This is a genomic window from Streptomyces sp. GbtcB7 (assembly GCF_019091445.1).
In the GTDB taxonomy this organism is placed as follows: Bacteria; Actinomycetota; Actinomycetes; order Streptomycetales; family Streptomycetaceae; genus Streptomyces; species Streptomyces mirabilis.
Map to the genome: position 1 here is coordinate 201,168 of NZ_JAGXJM010000019.1, position 16,396 is coordinate 217,563.

The following is a 16,396-nucleotide window of genomic DNA, read 5'->3' on the forward strand; positions in this document are numbered from 1 at the left end:
CGAACCCGAACGAACTGTGCCCCGCCCGGGAGGATTCCCCGGGCGGGGCACAGTTCGTTCGACCGCTGTTCCAACCGCTGCGTCAGCCTCCGGTGAGACCGCCGAAGAAGCCGTTGCCGCCGTTGTTGCCGCCGTTGTTGTTGCCGAGGTTCTGGGTGGTCAGGATGATCGCCGTGGAGTTCGGGTCCGCCTGCGTTCCCTGCTGGGGGTTCTGGCTGATCACGATCGCGTTGTCGCTCTGATCGCTGCCGTCGGCGAACTGGATGTTGTTGAAGCCGTTCTGCTGCAGGGTCTGCCTGGCCTGCTTGACCGTCTGGGTGACGACGTTCGGGACCTGTGTCTGGGTCGCCGCCTTGCCGACCTGGATGGTCACGTTGGAGTTCTTGTCGGCCGGGCTGCCCGCCTGCGGAGAGGTCGAGACGACCTTGTTGGCCTGGTTCGGGTCGGTCACGTCGACCTCGGTGCAGCTGCCGACCAGGTTGTTGGCCGCCATCTGGGCCTTGGCCTCGTCACAGGACTTGCCGGTGACGTCCGGGACCGTGGCTTTCTCGGCGGCCTTGGCGATGGTGAGGGTGATCGTCGATCCCTTCTGCACCTCCGCGCCGAGCTTCGGATTCTGGTCCAGGACGGTGTTCGGGTCCTCCGTGGACACCTGGGTCTGCGTCTTGACCGTGAAGTTGTAGTCGCTGCCCTCAAGCTTCGCCTTGGCGTCGTCGAGGCTCTGGCCCGTGACGCCGGGCACGACGACCTTCGGCGCCCCCGTGGACACCACCAGGTTGACGGTGTCGCCCTTGGTGGCCTTCACGCCTGGCTTCGGGTCCTGGGAGCAGACGTTGCCCGTCTTCTCGGTCTCGCAGGATTTCTTGGTGATCGAAACCTTCAGCTCGGCGTTGGTGGCCAGCTGGGTGGCGTCCTTCACTGTCTGGCTGACGAGGTTGGGAACAGCGACGGTGTTGTTGCTCACCCCGTCGCCACTGAAGATCCACTTCCCGATCAGGATCGCGCCGACCAGGACCAGCACACCCGCCACGACCAGCAAAATCGTCGAGGTGTTCGATTTCTTCTGCTGGCGGCGGCGGGCCGGGCGGTCGTCGTAGTTGTTGTAGCCGTAGCCGCCGTCGTCCGGGTTCATCGGGGGCAGCATGGACGTGGCCTGGTTGTCCGCGGAGCGCAGCGCCGTGGTGGCCTGGTCGTCCGGGTAGCCGCCGTAGCCCACGGAGCCCATGGCGGCCGTGGCGGCGACGGGCTGGCCGTCGAGGCAGGCCTCGATGTCCTGGCGCATCTCGTCGGCGGACTGATAGCGGTAGTCCGGGTCCTTGACCAGTGCCTTCAGGACGATCGCGTCCATCTCGGGCGTGATCTCGGGGTCGAAGACCGACGGCGGCTGCGGCTCCTCGCGTACGTGCTGGTACGCGACCGCGACCGGGGAGTCGCCCACGAAGGGCGGACGCACGGTCAGCAGCTCGTAGAGGAGGCAACCGGTCGAATAGAGGTCCGAGCGCGCGTCGACCTGCTCGCCCTTCGCCTGCTCCGGGGAGAGGTACTGGGCGGTGCCGATGACCGCGGCGGTCTGCGTCATCGTCATGCCGGAGTCGCCCATGGCGCGGGCGATACCGAAGTCCATGACCTTGACCTGGCCGTTGCGCGTCAGCATGACGTTGGCCGGCTTGATGTCGCGGTGGACGATCCCGGCGCGGTGGGAGTACTCGAGGGCCTGGAGGATGCCGATGGTCATCTCCATGGACCGCTCGGGGAGCAGTCTGCGGCCCGAGTGCAGCAGCTCGCGCAGCGTGGACCCGTCGACGTACTCCATCACGATGTACGGGATGGAGATGCCCTCGATGTAGTCCTCACCCGTGTCGTACACGGCGACGATCGCGGGATGGTTGAGCGAGGCGGCCGACTGGGCCTCCCGGCGGAACCGGGCCTGGAACGACGGATCGCGTGCGAGGTCGGCTCGCAGCGTCTTCACCGCCACGGTGCGGCCGAGCCGGGTGTCATGGGCGAGATGTACCTCCGCCATGCCACCACGACCGAGCACCTGGCCCAGCTCGTACCGGCCGCCGAGGCGACGCGGCTCTTCCATAGCTACCTACCAGCCCTCTCCGTCGGTCCCGACCGCACGCATGTGTGGTCCGGCGGTGTGCCGTCCGGGCATACCGTACCCGGCTCGGCTTCTGTGACCTGGCCAAGCCCGTCACCCGATACAGGACCGGTATCGCAACGTGCACCGATGTGAAGGGGACGTGACAGGGGTCACTTCTTGCTGTCGATGACTGCCTTCATCACGCTCCTCGCGATGGGGGCGGCGAGACCACCGCCCGTGATGTCGTCACGGTTGGCGCTGCCGTCCTCGACCACCACGGCCACGGCGACCGGCGAGCTGCCGTCGGGGAGCTTGGCGTACGAGATGAACCACGCGTACGGCTTCTCGCTGTTCGCGACACCGTGCTGGGCGGTACCGGTCTTGCCACCCACGGTGACGCCGCTGATCTGGGCCTTGTTGCCGGTGCCCTGCGGATCGTTGACGACCGTCTCCATCATGGACTGAAGGATCTGGGCGTTGCTCTTGGAGAGCGGCTCGCTCATCTTCTGCGGTTCGGTCTGCGAGATGACGTCCAGGCTCGGGGCCTGCAGCTTGTCGACCATGTACGGCTTCATGAGCGTGCCGTTGTTGGCGACGGCGGAGGCGACCATGGCCATCTGCAGCGGGGTCGCGGCGGTCTCGAACTGGCCGATGGAGCTGAGCGCGGTCTGAGGCTTGTCCATCGTCTTGGGGAAGTTGGAGGCGTTGGAGCGCACCGGCGTGAGCTGCTCGGAGTTGAAGCCGAACTTCTCGGCCTCCGCGAGCATCTTGTCCTTGCCGAGGTCCGCGCCGATCTTGCCGAAGACCGTGTTGCAGGACACCTTGAGCGCCACGCGCATGGTGGCGTTCTTGCAGGGGATGTTTCCCTCGTTCTTCAGCTCGGTCGAGGTGTTCGGCAGCGTGTACGGCAGCGGCGAGTCCGTGTTCTCGTCCGCGGACTTGTACAGACCGTTCTCCAGCGCCGCCGCCGCGGTGACCACCTTGAAGGTGGAGCCCGGCGGGTAGGTCTCGCGCAGCGCCCGGTTGAGCATCGGCTCGTCGGGGTTGTTCTTCTTCTGGAGCTTGTTCCAGGCCTTCTCGTCGCTCCCGGAGGTTCCGGCGAAGGTCGAGGGGTCGTACGACGGGGTCGAGGCCAGCGCCAGGATCGCGCCGGTCTGCGGGTTGATCGCGGCGACCGCGCCCTTGCCCCGGCTCAGCAGGCCCTGGTACGCGGCCTTCTGCGCGGCGGCGTTGAGGGTGGTGACGACGTTGCCGCCCTGCTTCTTCTTGCCCGTGATCATGTCGAGGGTGTTGCGGAAGAAGAGCCGGTCGTCGTTGCCGGTGAGGATGCCGTCGTCCAGCTTCTCCAGCTGGGAGGCGTCGAAGGCCTGCGAGGCGTACCCGGTGACCGGCGCCCACATGGGGCCGTCCTTGTAGGTGCGCTTGTACTCGAAGTCGTTGATGCCGTTCTTCGTCGACTTGGTGGCCCCGGTGATCGGGTCGCCGTCGACGACGATGTCGCCGCGCGGAGTGGCGTACCGCTCGATGGCGACGCGACGGTTGTTCGAGTCGGTCCGCAGGCTGTCCGCCTGGACGTACTGGACGTAGTTGTCGCGGATGAGCAGGGCGAGGACGAGGAGCCCGCAGAAGATCGCGATCCGGCGCAGGGGCTTGTTCACGGGCGGACCACCTGGGTCATCTCGGCGTCGGGGCTGGGGGCGGGCGCGGGGGCCGGGCGGCGGGCGGTGTCGCTGATTCTGATGAGGATGCCCATCAGCGCCCAGTTGGCGATGACGGAGGAGCCTCCGTAGGCCACGAACGGCATCGTCATACCGGTGAGCGGGATCAGACCCATGACGCCGCCCGCGACGACGAAGACCTGGAGCGCGAAGCCGCCGGAGAGGCCGACGGCGAGGAGCTTGCCGAACGGGTCGCGGGCCGCGAGCGCCGTACGGATGCCGCGCTCCACGATCAGGCCGTAGACGACCAGGATCGCCATGATTCCGGCCAGGCCCAGTTCCTCGCCGAAGCTGGCGAGGATGAAGTCGGAGTTGGCGGCGAACCGGATGAGTTCGGAGTGGCCCTGTCCCCATCCGGTGCCGAGCGTGCCGCCGGAGCCGAAGGCCCACAGGGCCTGCATGGACTGCTCGGTGTGGCCGGCGACGCCCTGCCTGCTCAGCGTGAACTCGTGCATGGGGTCGAGCCAGGCCTGGACGCGCTGCTGGACGTGCGGCTCGAAGGAGGCGACGCCGACCGCGCCGGCCGCCGACATCAGCAGACCGAAGACGATCCAGCTGGTCCGCTCCGTGGCGACGTACAGCATGATCACGAACATGCCGAAGAACAGCAGCGAGGTACCGAGGTCGGTCTCGAAGACCAGGATCAGGATGGAGACGAACCAGACGACCAGGATCGGGCCGAGGTCGCGGCCGCGCGGCAGGTAGAGGCCCATGAAACGGCGGCTGGCGAGGGCCAGCGCGTCGCGCTTCACCATGAGGTAGCCGGCGAAGAAGACCGCGAGGATGATCTTCGCGAACTCGCCGGGCTGGAGGGTGCCCAGACCGGGGATCGAGATCCAGATCTTGGCGCCGTAGATGTTGGCGCCGAGACCGGGGACCAGCGGCAGCAGGAGCAGGATCAGCGCGCCGAACATGGAGATGTACGTGTAGCGCTGCAGGACGCGGTGGTCCTTCAGGAAGATCAGCACGGCGACGAACAGACCGATGCCCAGCGCGGTGTACATCAGCTGGCGGGGCGCCGCCTGGACGAAGTTGGGCAGCGACTGGAGCAGCTTGGACTGGTCGAGGCGCCAGATCATCACCAGGCCGAGGCCGTTGAGCAGCGTCGCCAGCGGCAGCAGCAGCGGGTCGGCGTACGGCGCGAACTTGCGGACGCCGAGATGCGCGACGCCCGCGATCAGGCCGAGGCCGAGGCCGTAGCTCAGCAGGCCGGCCGGCACCTTCTCATCGATGGCCAGGCCCACGTTGGCGTACGCGAAGACCGGGATGAGGACGGCGAACACCAGCAGCGCCAACTCGGTGTTGCGGCGGCTCGGTGTGCCGATCGAACCGATGGTCGATGTGTGGTGCGTCGGCGTGTTCGTACTACTGCTCATGGTGTGACAGGGCCCCTCACGGCTTCTTACTGCTTACCGCACAGCGAGACCAGCTTCTGCTCCTCGTCGGAGAGGCTGGGGCCGGGTGTGGGAGTGGGTGCGGCGGAGGTGGACGGTTTCGAAGACGGTGCCGAGCTCGATGGCTTCGGCGTCGCGGACGGGCTGGACGTGGCCTTGGACGTCAGTGAGGTGGTTGTGGTTCCCGTGGTTCCACCTGCCTGGCCCGTGCCGGTCTTCGCGCTGTTCTGGCTGTCGACGGCGCGGCGCTCGGCGTCCTTCTTGCACGCGGAGGCCTGTGTGGCGAGCTCGCTGATCTTCTTCTGGGCGTTCTGAAGGCCGCCCTCCGCGATCGTCGCCTTGACCTGCTTCTGCTGGTACGGCGGCAGGTACTTGAGTTCGATCTCGGGGTGATCCTTCTCCACCTTCGAGAGCGAGACCCAGGCCAGGTCCTGGCTGATCCCGCGGTACAGCGCGACGTGCTGGTCCTGGGTGCCGACGTAGTACTGCGTCTGCGTCCACCGGTAGCCGCCGTACAGACCGCCGCCGATGACGGCGAGGGCCAGCGCGGTGTAGAGGGATCTCTTCAGCCACTTGCGTCCCGCGCTCGGCTTGACGAAGTCCTCGTCGGAGTAGTCGCCGTAGCCGCCCGTGGAGACGTAACCGGTGGTGTCGCCGCTGCCGGGCGGGCCGAACTCGCCGCCACCGCCCTGTCCGGGCACCGGACGGCCGAGGCTGGAGGCACGGCCCGCGGGGGTCTGCATGGCGCCGTTGTCGTGCAGCTGGTGCTGGTTCTCGGCGACCGCGCCGACCACGACCGGGGTGTCGGAGAGCTGGGCGGCGAGGGTGTCGCCGGAGTCGATGTCGAGGACGTCGGCGACGATGACGGTGATGTTGTCGGGGCCGCCGCCGCGCAGCGCGAGCTCGATGAGGTTCTGGACGGTCTCCTGCGGGCCCTGGTAGCTGGCGAGCGTGTCCTCCATCGTCTGATGGGAGACGACGCCGGACAGGCCGTCGGAGCAGATCAAGTAGCGGTCGCCGGCGCGGACTTCGCGGATGGAGAGGTCCGGCTCGACGTGGTCGCCGCTGCCCAGCGCGCGCATCAGGAGGGAGCGCTGCGGGTGGGTGGTGGCTTCCTCTTCGGTGATGCGGCCCTCGTCGACGAGGCGCTGCACCCACGTGTGGTCCTGGGTGATCTGCGTGAGCACGCCGTCACGCAGGAGGTACGCGCGCGAGTCGCCGACGTGCACGAGGCCGAGGCGCTGACCGGTCCACAGGAGTGCGGTGAGGGTGGTCCCCATGCCCTCCAGCTGGGGGTCCTCCTCGACCATCATCCGCAGCTGGTCGTTGGCACGCTGTACGGCGGTGCCCAGCGAGGTGAGGATGTCGGAACCCGGGACGTCGTCGTCGAGCGCGACGATGGTGGAGATCACCTCGGAGGAGGCGACCTCACCGGCGGCCTGGCCGCCCATACCGTCGGCGATCGCGAGCAGGCGGGGACCGGCGTAACCGGAGTCCTCGTTGCCCTCGCGGATCATGCCTTTGTGCGATCCGGCGGCGAAGCGCAGTGACAGACTCATGCGCACCTCGCCCGTCGGCTCCGGGTACATCCGCACGGTGCCCACCCTCCGGTCGGGAGCGCGCCGGGGTCCGTCGTGTGGACCGCTGCTGCGTGCTCGCTCCGCTCGCTCATTGTCGTACTACTTCCGCAGCTCGATGACGGTCTTGCCGATGCGGATCGGCGCGCCCAGCGGAACGGGCGTGGGAGTCGTCAGTCGGCTCCGGTCGAGATACGTGCCATTGGTGGATCCGAGGTCCTCGACGATCCACTGGCCGTCCCGGTCCGGGTAGATCCTGGCATGGCGGCTGGACGCGTAGTCGTCGTCCAGCACGATGGTGCTGTCGTGCGCGCGGCCCAGGGTGATGGTCTGCCCCTGCAGCGCGACGGTCGTGCCCGTGAGAGTGCCTTCGGAGACGACCAGCTTGGTGGGGGCGCCGCGGCGCTGTCGGCCACCGCCGCCGCTCGGCGGCGCCGCTTGCTGGCGCTGCGGAGGTGGTGTGGCCTGGCGCGCGGCCTGCTGCGGCCTGGAGGCGTCCCTGCGCGAGCCGCGCTGTGTGACGCGCGTTCCGAACAGGTCGCTGCGGATGACCTGCACGGCCACGATCACGAACAGCCACAGTACGGCCAGGAAACCCAGCCGCATGACCGTGAGGGTCAGCTCTGACATTGCCCCCGCTTCACCCTTCGGCTTGCCGGTAAATGATGGTGGTGCTGCCCACGACGATCCGCGAGCCGTCGCGGAGCGTAGCGCGGGTGGTGTGCTGCCCGTCCACCACGATGCCGTTGGTGGACCCGAGATCCTGGATCGTCGAGGGCGTTCCGGTCCGGATCTCACAGTGCCGGCGGGATACGCCGGGGTCGTCGATCCGCACGTCGGCTTCGGTGCTGCGACCCAGCACCAGCGTCGGGCGGGAGATCTGATGGCGGGCGCCGTTGATCTCGATCCAGTGCCGCATGCGGCCGCCGGCCGCCGGGCTCGGAGCCGCGCCGGGCCGCGAGCCCATCGGCGTGGGGCCGGGGCGCACGCCGGGCGGCGGCGCGGACGGCATCGGGGGAGCGCCCGTGGGACCCGCGCTCGGGGCGGCAGCCGGATAGCCGTAGCCACCGGGCCGGCCGGAGGGCGGGCCCGCCGGGGCGCGCTCGGGGGCCTGCTGGTCGGTGGAGGAGGCGAGTGTACGGCTGCGCACCCGGTAGAGACCGGTGTCGAGGTCGTCCGCCTTCTCCAGATGGACCTTGATGGGGCCCATGAAGGTGTAGCGCTGCTGCTTGGCGTAGTCGCGCACCATCCCGGCGAGCTCGTCGCCGAGCTGGCCGGAGTAGGGGCTGAGGCGCTCGAAGTCCGGCGTGCTCAGCTCCACGATGAAGTCGTTGGGTACGACGGTCCGGTCGCGGTTCCAGATCGTGGCGTTGTTGTCGCACTCGCGCTGCAGTGCTCCGGCGATCTCCACGGGCTGGACCTCGGACTTGAACACCTTGGCGAAGGTGCCGTTGACCAGACCTTCGAGACGCTGCTCGAACTTCTTCAGGACTCCCATGGGGCACCTCCTCCTTCGTAACCGTCCTGGTTCTGCCTGCTGTCCGTGTCGTACTGCGTACGGCCCGCCGTGTCGTACGGCCTGCCGTAGTCGTCCTGGTCCTGCTGGTACTGCTTACTGATCGTATCCACGCGTCGGGAAATCGGCTGGTTCCCCCTGTCGGCCCTGTCGACGGGTGTCGACGCCTTCCGAAGTCCCTTCCCGAAGTTCCCTCCGGGGCTCCTCTTCGAACACTTCCCGGCACTACTCCTGCCAAGGATCGTAGAGGCGGCCCGAGACCAGTGTCCCGCACCTGACTGTGCACCCTGTCCTGCTCCTGGGGAGATGGCCTGGACCGGTACGAGGTTGATACGTGAACCGGTTAGGCCTGAGACGTGCGGTGCCGGCGGGGCCTGTGGCCGTGGAAAGGGATGTGATTCCACCCCGGACAGCGTGCTAATCTTCTGCATGTCGACAGGCGCTCACACCACTTGGTGAGAGACCAAAGACACACCCAATGCGCGGGTGGCGGAATAGGCAGACGCGCTGGATTCAGGTTCCAGTGCCCGCAAGGGCGTGGGGGTTCAACTCCCCCCTCGCGCACCAGCGAAAAGGGCTCATCGTCAAGACGATGGGCCCTTTTCCATGTCTCCGGTACGGGTTCGGGGCGGGCCGGGGCGCTGGTCGGAGTGTGTTCTGTCTCTCAGTTTTCCTCGGGCGGGGCTCAGGGGTGTCTGCGCAGGGGCAGATGGATCTCCAGCAGGGTGCCGGTGGGGGTGCCCGGGGTGATGCCGGTCCGGCCGCCGAGGTCCTCGACGCGGTCGGTGAGGGAGCGCAGGGCCCGCGCGGAATCGGCGGAGCCCGCCGCGGGGCCTTGGCCGTCGTCGGTCACCTTCGCGTACAGCCAGCGCCTGGTGATGCGCACGACGGTGTCCACGCGGCGCGCGCCCGAGCGGGCCAGGCGGTCGCGCAGGGCCTCGCGCAGGGCGAGGAAGGTCTCCTCCCGGTGCCGCTCGGAGAGGGTCCACTCGTCACCGATGACCTCGACGGAGGCCTGGACACGGCGGCCGTCGATGGGACGAGGGCCCGCGAGGAAGGCCTCCAGGGCCTCGCGCAGGGGCGGCAGGTCGGCGCGGTGACGCACGCCGTCGATGAGCGCCTGGTTCTCCCTGGCCGCCGCGGCCAGTGCCCTTTGGGCGGTGGCGAGGTGGGCCGCGACGGCGCCGGGAGAGCCAGGGGTGGGTGAGCCGGTCCTGACGGGGGCGCAGGTCGCGGCGGCGTCGAGGCTGAGTCGGGCGAGGGACAGGGCGCCGCCCAGTTCGTCGTGCAGCTGCCGGGCCAGCCGGCGGCGCTCGCCGCGGCCGTCGTCGCCGGACCACATGCCCTCCCCTGCCTCCCGGACGACCTCGCCGAGGCGCCGGACGACCGCGACCGCGCGGGGCAGCGCGCTCTCGTGGTGCGCGATGCCGTTCTCCAGGACGTGCAGCAGGGCGCACTCGAGGAGCAGGGCGACCGCGGCGGCCACCTGGTGCGGGGAGGCGGCGGGCGGGGCGATGGGGGCGGGGGTGGGTGCGGAGGTGGTGTCCGCGGCGCGGGCCAGGGCGGTGCGGGCGAACTCCGTCAGCGTGGTGCGCAGGGTGGGCACTTCCGCCTCGGCGGGGGCGAGCGCGGTGGGCAGGCGGGCGGTGAAGCGGTCCAGGACGGCGCCGGTCTCCCAGGACCCCAGGGTGGTGGCGGACGACATGAGGGGGGAGTGGCCCGGGCGGGACGACATCCGGGCCGCCGCGCGGACCAGGCCCTCGTGCAGGGCTTCGCCGAATCCACTGCCGACCAGGGGGATGGCCGCGGTGACAGGGGAGATCGGGCCGGTCGGTGAGGTCGGCGCCGTCGTGGAGGTGGGCGCGGTAGGGGTGGTCGTGCTGCTCATCGGACTCCTCGACGCTCGGGTGACGCTTGGGTGCCGGGGCAACGTGGCCATCGCCAACGTAACAAACAGACTTGTCTGATTGTCAAGAGTGGACGGGCGTTCCGGATGGGGTGTGGTCACGGGATCGTCCGGCCGTCAAGAGTCCGTCCATGGGCAAGAGCTGCAGGATTTATGGGGATTGGATGGAGGTCTGGGTTCACAGGGCTGTCGACTAAAACAGGCATGGTTGTATGATTCCGGTTGTTGCTGGCGCCTTCGAGGCACCCGCGCGCTCCTTCATGCCAAGAGCAGGAATAGGCAGGTGCAGCCTGATGCAGACCCGGTCCGAACAGACCCGTCAGGCTCTCGTCCGTGCCGCGGCGGAACTGATAGCGAACGGCCGGCTCTCCGATGCGGGACTGGTCAACATCTGCCGCCGGGCCGGGGTGAGCCGGGGGGCTCTTTACCACCACTTCTCCTCCACCGCGGAGTTGACGGCCGCGGTGTACGAGCAGGCGCACGAGCGGGTCGTCGCGCTGATGGACGAGGCCTTCGAGGGGCCCGTGGAGGATGCCCCGGAGCGCCTCCTGGTCGCCCTGTGCGAGGCGTTGCGTACGGAGGAACTGGTCCGGGCCGGCATACAGCTCGCGGTGGACGGGTCGGCGGGGCCGCCTCGGTTGCGTGACGACGTACTGGCGTTGGTGCGCAGGCGGGTGGCCGACGCGCACCGGGACGTCGTGCCGGCGCCGGAGGATCTGGCCGAGCTGGCGGTGGTGGTGGCCGCGGGGCTGGAGTCGCTCGGGCACACGGACGCGGAGTGGTGGGACCCCAAGACGTCCAAGCGGCTGTGGGTGTTGCTGCGCCCGTTGTTCTCGTTGGCCGGGGAGGGGCTGGCGGAGGAGGAGCGACGGGTGAGGAGCGGGTCCGAGGGGGGCTGAGTTCCGAAGCGGGGGTGAGGGCGGGCCTCTGGGGTCTCCTCAAGTCCGCGCGTTCTGGGCGGAGTTGGCCTGAGGGTCGGCGCGCGGAACTCGGCCGGGCTTGGGTGCGCGGCCCAGGATCCGGGGGACACCGGCCTGCCCGGGAGCCGGGGGGACACCGGCCCGCCCGGGAGGCGGGAGGAGGCCGGAGCCCGGGTGTGGGCGGAGCCCTGGGTGTCCGTCAGTTGTGGGGCGGTGCCCGTGTTCGGGGCGGCGCGAGAAGGCGCCCTCTGCCTTCGGAGGTCCGTTGCGGGGCGTGCCGTGAACGGGACGGCATGCGAAGGGGACCCGTGGCATGTGAAGGGGACCCGTGGTGGGGGGTTTGGCCCGGTTGAGGTGTCGGGCTCGGGTCCGTCACGGGTGAGGCGGCCCCGCCCGGGAGTTCGCGTTCGGGGCGACGTGTGCTGTTCGGCGGGCGGAGCAGGGCGCGGTGCAGGGTGTGGGCAGGGCGCGAGGCTCGGTTGTGGGATTTGGTTGTGGGGTGTCGGGCGGGGGTCAGGCCGTCTCGCGGGCCGGCGGCGGGATGGTGCGGAGGCGGCCGAGCATGCCGGGCGTGGCCAGGCCGGGCAGCATGAAGCGCCAGAACGCACCGATGCGTTCCGGCAGATCCTCGCGGTTGCTGTAGACCTGGGACATCAACTGCAGGCCGGTGAAGGCGCCGACGATGGTCGACGTGGCCTCCTGGATGTCCACGCCCGGCAGGATCTCGCCCTGCTCCTCGGCCTGCCGCAGCAGGGCGAGTATGGCGGCGCCGGACTGCTCGTACGCCGTCTGCGGCGGCCGCGAGAACGACGTCTGCTCGACGGCGAGCCGCACGCTGGCCCGGAGCACCGGATCGCGCTGGAGACGCTGGGCGAACTCCAGGGTGAGGTCGATGACGGCCTGGAGCTTCACTGCCTGGTCCGGCACCACCAGCGCCTCGCTGTGCGCGGTCACGAGGGCCACGGCGATCGCTTCCTTGGAGGGGAAGTGGTGGTAAAGCGCGCCTCGAGTGAGGCCCGTCCGGGCCAGGATGTCGTTGGTGCTCGCCGCGTCGTAGCCGCGCTCGTCGAACACGCGGGCCGCGGACTCCAGGATCGAGTGCCTCGACCTCGTCCCGCGCTCTTGTGTGGCCATACCAGGTCCTTGCTCTCGCCCACTGGAATTTTACCGACTGGTCTGTATTGTATCGGCAAGGCGGCACGCCGCCAGTAGGCGGGAGTATTTGCTTCCGGTTTGGCTCGATTTTCGGTCGGTCCTCGGCCGTTCATCGAGCGCTTCTCAAGTGGACCTCGAGTGGTCTTCAAGCGGCCCTCAAGCGGCCCTTACGTGGTCCTCGTACGGCCTGCGGGTGCCGCTCACGGGTGGCCGAGCCGAAAACCGACACCGCGTACGGTGATGATCCAACTGCTCGAACCGAGCTTGCCGCGCAGGCTGCTGACGTGGGTGTCGATGGTGCGCCCGCGGTGCGACCAGGTGTCGTCCCAGACCTGCGCCATGAGCTGGCGTCGCGGCATGACGGTGCCGGGCTGCGAGGCCAGTAGATGCAGCAGGTCGAACTCCTTGCGGGTCAGGTCCACCGGCTTCCCGTTCAGCGTGGCCACCCGGGTGCCGACGTCGATGCGCAGCGGCCCGTGGGTGATGACCTGTGCGGCGGCGGGCTGTTGACGCACCCGGCGCATCACCGCCTCCATCCGGGCCAGTAACTCGCGGAAGCCGTACGGCTTGACCAGGTAGTCGTCCGAGCCGGCCTGCAGTCCGAGCACCCGGTCGAGCTCGGAGCCGCGCGCGGTGACGGCGATGACCGGGGTGTCGCAGACCGCCCGGATGCCCCGGCACACCTCGAGCCCGTCCAGGTCGGGCAGGTCCAGGTCGAGCAGTAGGAGATCGGCATCGCGGTGCGCCTGGAGCGCCTTGGTGCCGGTGGCCACGCTCTGCGCGGCGTACCCCTGCCGCAGCAGGCCCTGGACGAGGGAGTCGGCGGCCCTGACATCGTTCTCTACGACCAGGACGCGCAGTGCGCCGGCCGGGGGGCCGGGGTGGTCGGCGGCCGTCTGTGGGGCAACGGCCCGCCCGGGCTGGGGAATCGTGGGGCGGTGCGGAAGATTGCGCTGCGATCGGGCGTCGAGTAGATCCACGGCTTGCCGATTCATCTGCTCCTCCTGAGGCACAGTCTCGTCATCACGGAACGGACTGCTGAACTCTCACAATGAGGACGATAGCAAACAGACTTGTCTGATTGTCAACGCGTTCGAAATCCCCCGCGCGTCGGTCCGTACCTTTTCCAATCTACCCACGTTGACCTGCGTGTATGTGGAGAGATCCAGCGCTTCAAGGTCATGTTTCCGGCAGGTTGCGGTCGGGGTGGACCCCCTTGTCCGGCGCGTGTCCTTGGCGCTAACCATGCAGGTCTGCACGGTTTGAAAGATCGGGCGTCGCCGGTGGCGCAATCGTGCTGTACCGGCCCGTAGCGGCGGCTCATCGCTCGAAGGATGCTAAAGCTTTACTTGAAAAACCGAACAGACATGTCTGTATCTTGTGTGAGCGAGAGAACGTCGGCCACGGGGGGTGGCTGCCGGCGGTACGGATTGCTGCCCCCTGCTCGGAAACAGACAGGAGTGCCGTACATGTCGTACACCACCTCCACCCGTGTGTCCGTCGAAGACGACGTCGCGACGGTGGGCACCAGCGCCTCACGAACCGCCTCACGACCCGCTGCCCGAAACGCCGTTCAACCCGCCGTTCAGACCTCTGTCCAGGCCTCTGCCCAAGCCTCCGTCCAGACCGCCGCGCGCACTCTGACGCCGCGGCTGACCACGACGGTTCCGCGCGAGTACGTCCATCGCGCCGCCGTCTCGGAGGTGTTGCTGACCGGTTGGGAAGCCGCCGCCGAACCAGCCGGACCCGACCCGGACGAATTCGCGGTCAGCGCCCAATGGCCGCGCAGCCACTCCTTCTTCATCCAGACCGGCGGCTACCAGGACCCGATGCTCCTGATCGAGTCCGTCCGCCAGATCGGTTCCCTGCTCGCGCACGCGGAGTTCGGCGTCCCCTTCGGGCACCAGTTCCTGATGTGGGACATGTTCTTCAGCACCTCCCCCGAACTCCTCGTCGCGGACGCCGTCCCCACGGAGGTCGAACTGCGCACGGTCTGCCGCGACATCGTCCGCAGGGGCCGGGTGCTCGGCGGTATGCGCTACGACGTCACCGTGCTGCGCGACGGAAGGGCGCTGGCCACCGCGGGCGCCGCGTTCAGCTGTACCAGTCCCGCCGTCCACCGCAGGCTGCGCGCCGGCCGGCCCACCACCACCGACCGCGTCGTGCCGCCCGCGATCGACCCGGCCGCGGTGGGCCACTCCGACGACCGGCACGTGCTGCTCGCCGAGCCCGGATCGGTCTCCGGCACCGGCGACCGCTGGGAACTGCGCGTCGACACCGCCCACCCCACCTTCTTCGACCACCCCGTCGATCACATACCAGGCATGGTCCTGCTGGAAGCCGCCCGGCAGGCCGCCCTCGTGGCGACCGGGATGCCGGACGCCCTCCTGCTGGGTCTCAAGAGCAACTTCGCGCGCTACGCCGAGTTCGACGCGCCCTGCTGGATCGAGCCGCAGGCCGAACCGCACGGTACGGAGGGCGGCGTACTGGTGCGGGTGCGCGGTACGCAGCACGCTGAGACGGTCTTCACCGCCGAGCTCGTCCTGAGCCCGCGCGGCCGCTGAGACCGCGCATCCTCCGTACGCCTGGGAGAGCGTCCCCATCCCGAGGAGACAGACCCGTGCCCACCATCCTGATCACCGGCGCCGCCGGCTTCGTCGGCGGACACGTCACCCGTGAAGCGGCCCGGCACCGGGCCGACTTGAGGCTCATGTCCCATCGCAGTCCCCTGCTCGGCTCCCGTCCGCCGACCCAGGAGGGTCCCCCGCCCCATGAGGGTCCTGCGGCCCATGACGGTGCTCGCGTCGTAGGGGCCGATCTGACCGACCCCGCGTCCTTGCGCGGGGTGTGTGACGGCGTCGACGTCCTGATCCACTGCGCCTCGCAGATCGGCGGCGGCGTCGAGGCCAACGAGGCCGTCAACGCCCGTGGCACGGCGGCGCTCATCGAGGAAGCGCGCCGCGCGGGGGTTGCGCGCATCGTCCAGCTGAGTACCGCGTCCGTCTACGGCCGTGGCACCTTCCGCGGCGACCGGCCCGAAGAACTGCGCCGCAACCCGGGCTCGCCCACGTCCCGCACCCGGGCCGCGGCCGAGGACACCGTTCTCGCGGCCGGCGGTGTCGTCCTGCGCCCGCACCTGGTGTACGGGGAGGGCGACAGGTGGGTGGTGCCCGGCCTGTCCCGGATGCTGCGCGTGCTGCCCGGCACGGTGGAGGGCTGGCCCGCCCGGAGCTCCGCGATCGCCGTACCCGAACTGGCCGCGCTGCTGGTGGCCACCGCGCTCGCCCCCGCCGCCGACCTGACCGCCTCCGTCTACCACGCCACCCACCCGGAGCCCCTCCCCGTGGACACCCTCCTGCGCACGGTCGCCGAGTGCACCGGGGCCGACTGGCCCGACAGGGAACTGACCGTCGACCGAGCCCGGGCGGTCCTGGCCGAGAACGGCGTACCTCCGTCCGGACTCGACATGTTCACCACCGACCACGTCTTCGACAGCACCCCGCTCTGGTCCGACCTGCGTCGCGCACCCGGCGCCGGTTTCGACACCGATTTCCCCCTCGCGGCGCCCTGGTACCGCAAGGCCCTGCGGGACGGTTGACCGGGGACGAGCCCGAGAGCTCGACCAGCCAGTGTTCAACCGGTCAAGTGTTCAACAAGTCAAGTGTTCAACTGGCCAAGTGGTCGACCGTCCCGCGAAACCCCGCGGGACGGCGGGAAGCACCTCCCGAACCCCTCCGGAACCCCTCCGGAACCCCTCCCGAACGCCGCTCCGGAACCCCTCCCGAACGCCGTCCCGGAACGCCTCCGAACGCCCCCCCGTACGTCCTTCGAAATTCTCCGCGGAATGGCGCATTCCTTTTCTTTCCGGACCCGGCGGATCCGTCCGCCGGGTCCGGCTATTTGACGGAGGTCTGACCTTCCCCTTTCCTCTTCCGGTAAGTGCTGCCCCGGGTCTGCGGATTCTGACCCAGTTCTGCAACGGACCGTATTGAAGGAGAAGTGCGCACTCGAACAGTCTTGTGGCTCCGAGCGGAGTCTGGGGAGGTTCATCGTGCGCAAGGTGCTCATCGCCAACCGTGGCGAAATCGCTGTCCGCGTGGCCCGGGCGTGCCGGGATGCCGGGA

At 69.2% G+C, this 16,396-nt stretch carries 14 protein-coding genes and 1 tRNA gene; 5 read left to right on the plus strand and 10 right to left on the minus strand.

The window, feature by feature from the left end:
* Positions 1 to 82: 82 nt before the first annotated feature.
* From pknB to KVT44_RS29505, 7 genes are all read right to left on the minus strand, one after another.
* A complete protein-coding gene (gene pknB, locus KVT44_RS29475) occupies positions 83 to 2,086 on the minus strand; it encodes a Stk1 family PASTA domain-containing Ser/Thr kinase (protein WP_217569856.1) in 2,004 nt (667 codons plus the stop codon).
* A gap of 170 nt (positions 2,087 to 2,256) precedes the next feature.
* A complete protein-coding gene (locus KVT44_RS29480; RefSeq protein WP_099921693.1) occupies positions 2,257 to 3,744 on the minus strand; it encodes a penicillin-binding protein 2 in 1,488 nt (495 codons plus the stop codon).
* Complete coding sequence (locus KVT44_RS29485; protein WP_075032938.1) at positions 3,741 to 5,180, minus strand: FtsW/RodA/SpoVE family cell cycle protein; 1,440 nt, start codon at positions 5,178 to 5,180, stop codon at positions 3,741 to 3,743. The genes KVT44_RS29480 and KVT44_RS29485 overlap by 4 nt, the downstream gene beginning before the upstream one ends.
* A gap of 26 nt (positions 5,181 to 5,206) precedes the next feature.
* On the minus strand, positions 5,207 to 6,787 hold the full coding sequence (locus KVT44_RS29490) for a Stp1/IreP family PP2C-type Ser/Thr phosphatase (protein ID WP_099925529.1): 1,581 nt from the start codon (positions 6,785 to 6,787) through the stop codon (positions 5,207 to 5,209).
* 90 nt (positions 6,788 to 6,877) lie between these two features.
* Complete coding sequence (locus tag KVT44_RS29495) at positions 6,878 to 7,405, minus strand: FHA domain-containing protein (RefSeq protein ID WP_054236405.1); 528 nt, start codon at positions 7,403 to 7,405, stop codon at positions 6,878 to 6,880.
* A gap of 10 nt (positions 7,406 to 7,415) precedes the next feature.
* Positions 7,416 to 8,273, minus strand: a complete 858-nt coding sequence (locus KVT44_RS29500) for a DUF3662 and FHA domain-containing protein (RefSeq protein ID WP_099921692.1) — start codon at positions 8,271 to 8,273, stop codon at positions 7,416 to 7,418.
* The gene (locus KVT44_RS29505) at positions 8,261 to 8,404 is read right to left on the minus strand and encodes a hypothetical protein (RefSeq protein WP_217569858.1); all 144 of its coding nucleotides are present in this window, start codon (positions 8,402 to 8,404) and stop codon (positions 8,261 to 8,263) included. Before KVT44_RS29505 ends, KVT44_RS29500 begins: the two co-directional genes overlap by 13 nt.
* A 367-nt stretch (positions 8,405 to 8,771) precedes the next feature.
* Between KVT44_RS29505 and KVT44_RS29510 the strand changes: the two genes are divergently transcribed.
* Positions 8,772 to 8,858: transfer RNA gene (locus tag KVT44_RS29510), tRNA-Leu, on the plus strand.
* A gap of 118 nt (positions 8,859 to 8,976) precedes the next feature.
* Here KVT44_RS29510 and KVT44_RS29515 read toward each other — a convergent pair.
* The gene (locus tag KVT44_RS29515) at positions 8,977 to 10,179 is read right to left on the minus strand and encodes a sensor histidine kinase (protein WP_217569860.1); all 1,203 of its coding nucleotides are present in this window, start codon (positions 10,177 to 10,179) and stop codon (positions 8,977 to 8,979) included.
* Positions 10,180 to 10,490: 311 nt separating this feature from the next.
* Between KVT44_RS29515 and KVT44_RS29520 the strand changes: the two genes are divergently transcribed.
* Entirely contained in the window at positions 10,491 to 11,096 is a 606-nt protein-coding gene (locus KVT44_RS29520) for a TetR/AcrR family transcriptional regulator (RefSeq protein WP_217569862.1), read from the plus strand.
* A gap of 534 nt (positions 11,097 to 11,630) precedes the next feature.
* Here KVT44_RS29520 and KVT44_RS29525 read toward each other — a convergent pair.
* On the minus strand, positions 11,631 to 12,251 hold the full coding sequence (locus tag KVT44_RS29525; protein ID WP_054236402.1) for a ScbR family autoregulator-binding transcription factor: 621 nt from the start codon (positions 12,249 to 12,251) through the stop codon (positions 11,631 to 11,633).
* Between the two features lie 221 nt (positions 12,252 to 12,472).
* Positions 12,473 to 13,267: a response regulator transcription factor gene (locus tag KVT44_RS29530; protein WP_168509673.1), complete on the minus strand. Its 795-nt coding sequence runs from the start codon at positions 13,265 to 13,267 to the stop codon at positions 12,473 to 12,475.
* Between the two features lie 474 nt (positions 13,268 to 13,741).
* Between KVT44_RS29530 and KVT44_RS29535 the strand changes: the two genes are divergently transcribed.
* From KVT44_RS29535 to KVT44_RS60630, 3 genes are all read left to right on the plus strand, one after another.
* A complete protein-coding gene (locus KVT44_RS29535; protein ID WP_217569864.1) occupies positions 13,742 to 14,836 on the plus strand; it encodes a ScbA/BarX family gamma-butyrolactone biosynthesis protein in 1,095 nt (364 codons plus the stop codon).
* Positions 14,837 to 14,892: 56 nt separating this feature from the next.
* A complete protein-coding gene (locus KVT44_RS29540) occupies positions 14,893 to 15,870 on the plus strand; it encodes an NAD(P)-dependent oxidoreductase (protein ID WP_217569866.1) in 978 nt (325 codons plus the stop codon).
* A 453-nt stretch (positions 15,871 to 16,323) separates the two neighbouring features.
* The coding region (locus tag KVT44_RS60630; RefSeq protein ID WP_308314144.1) for a biotin carboxylase N-terminal domain-containing protein at positions 16,324 to 16,396 on the plus strand (73 nt) is incomplete at its 3' end.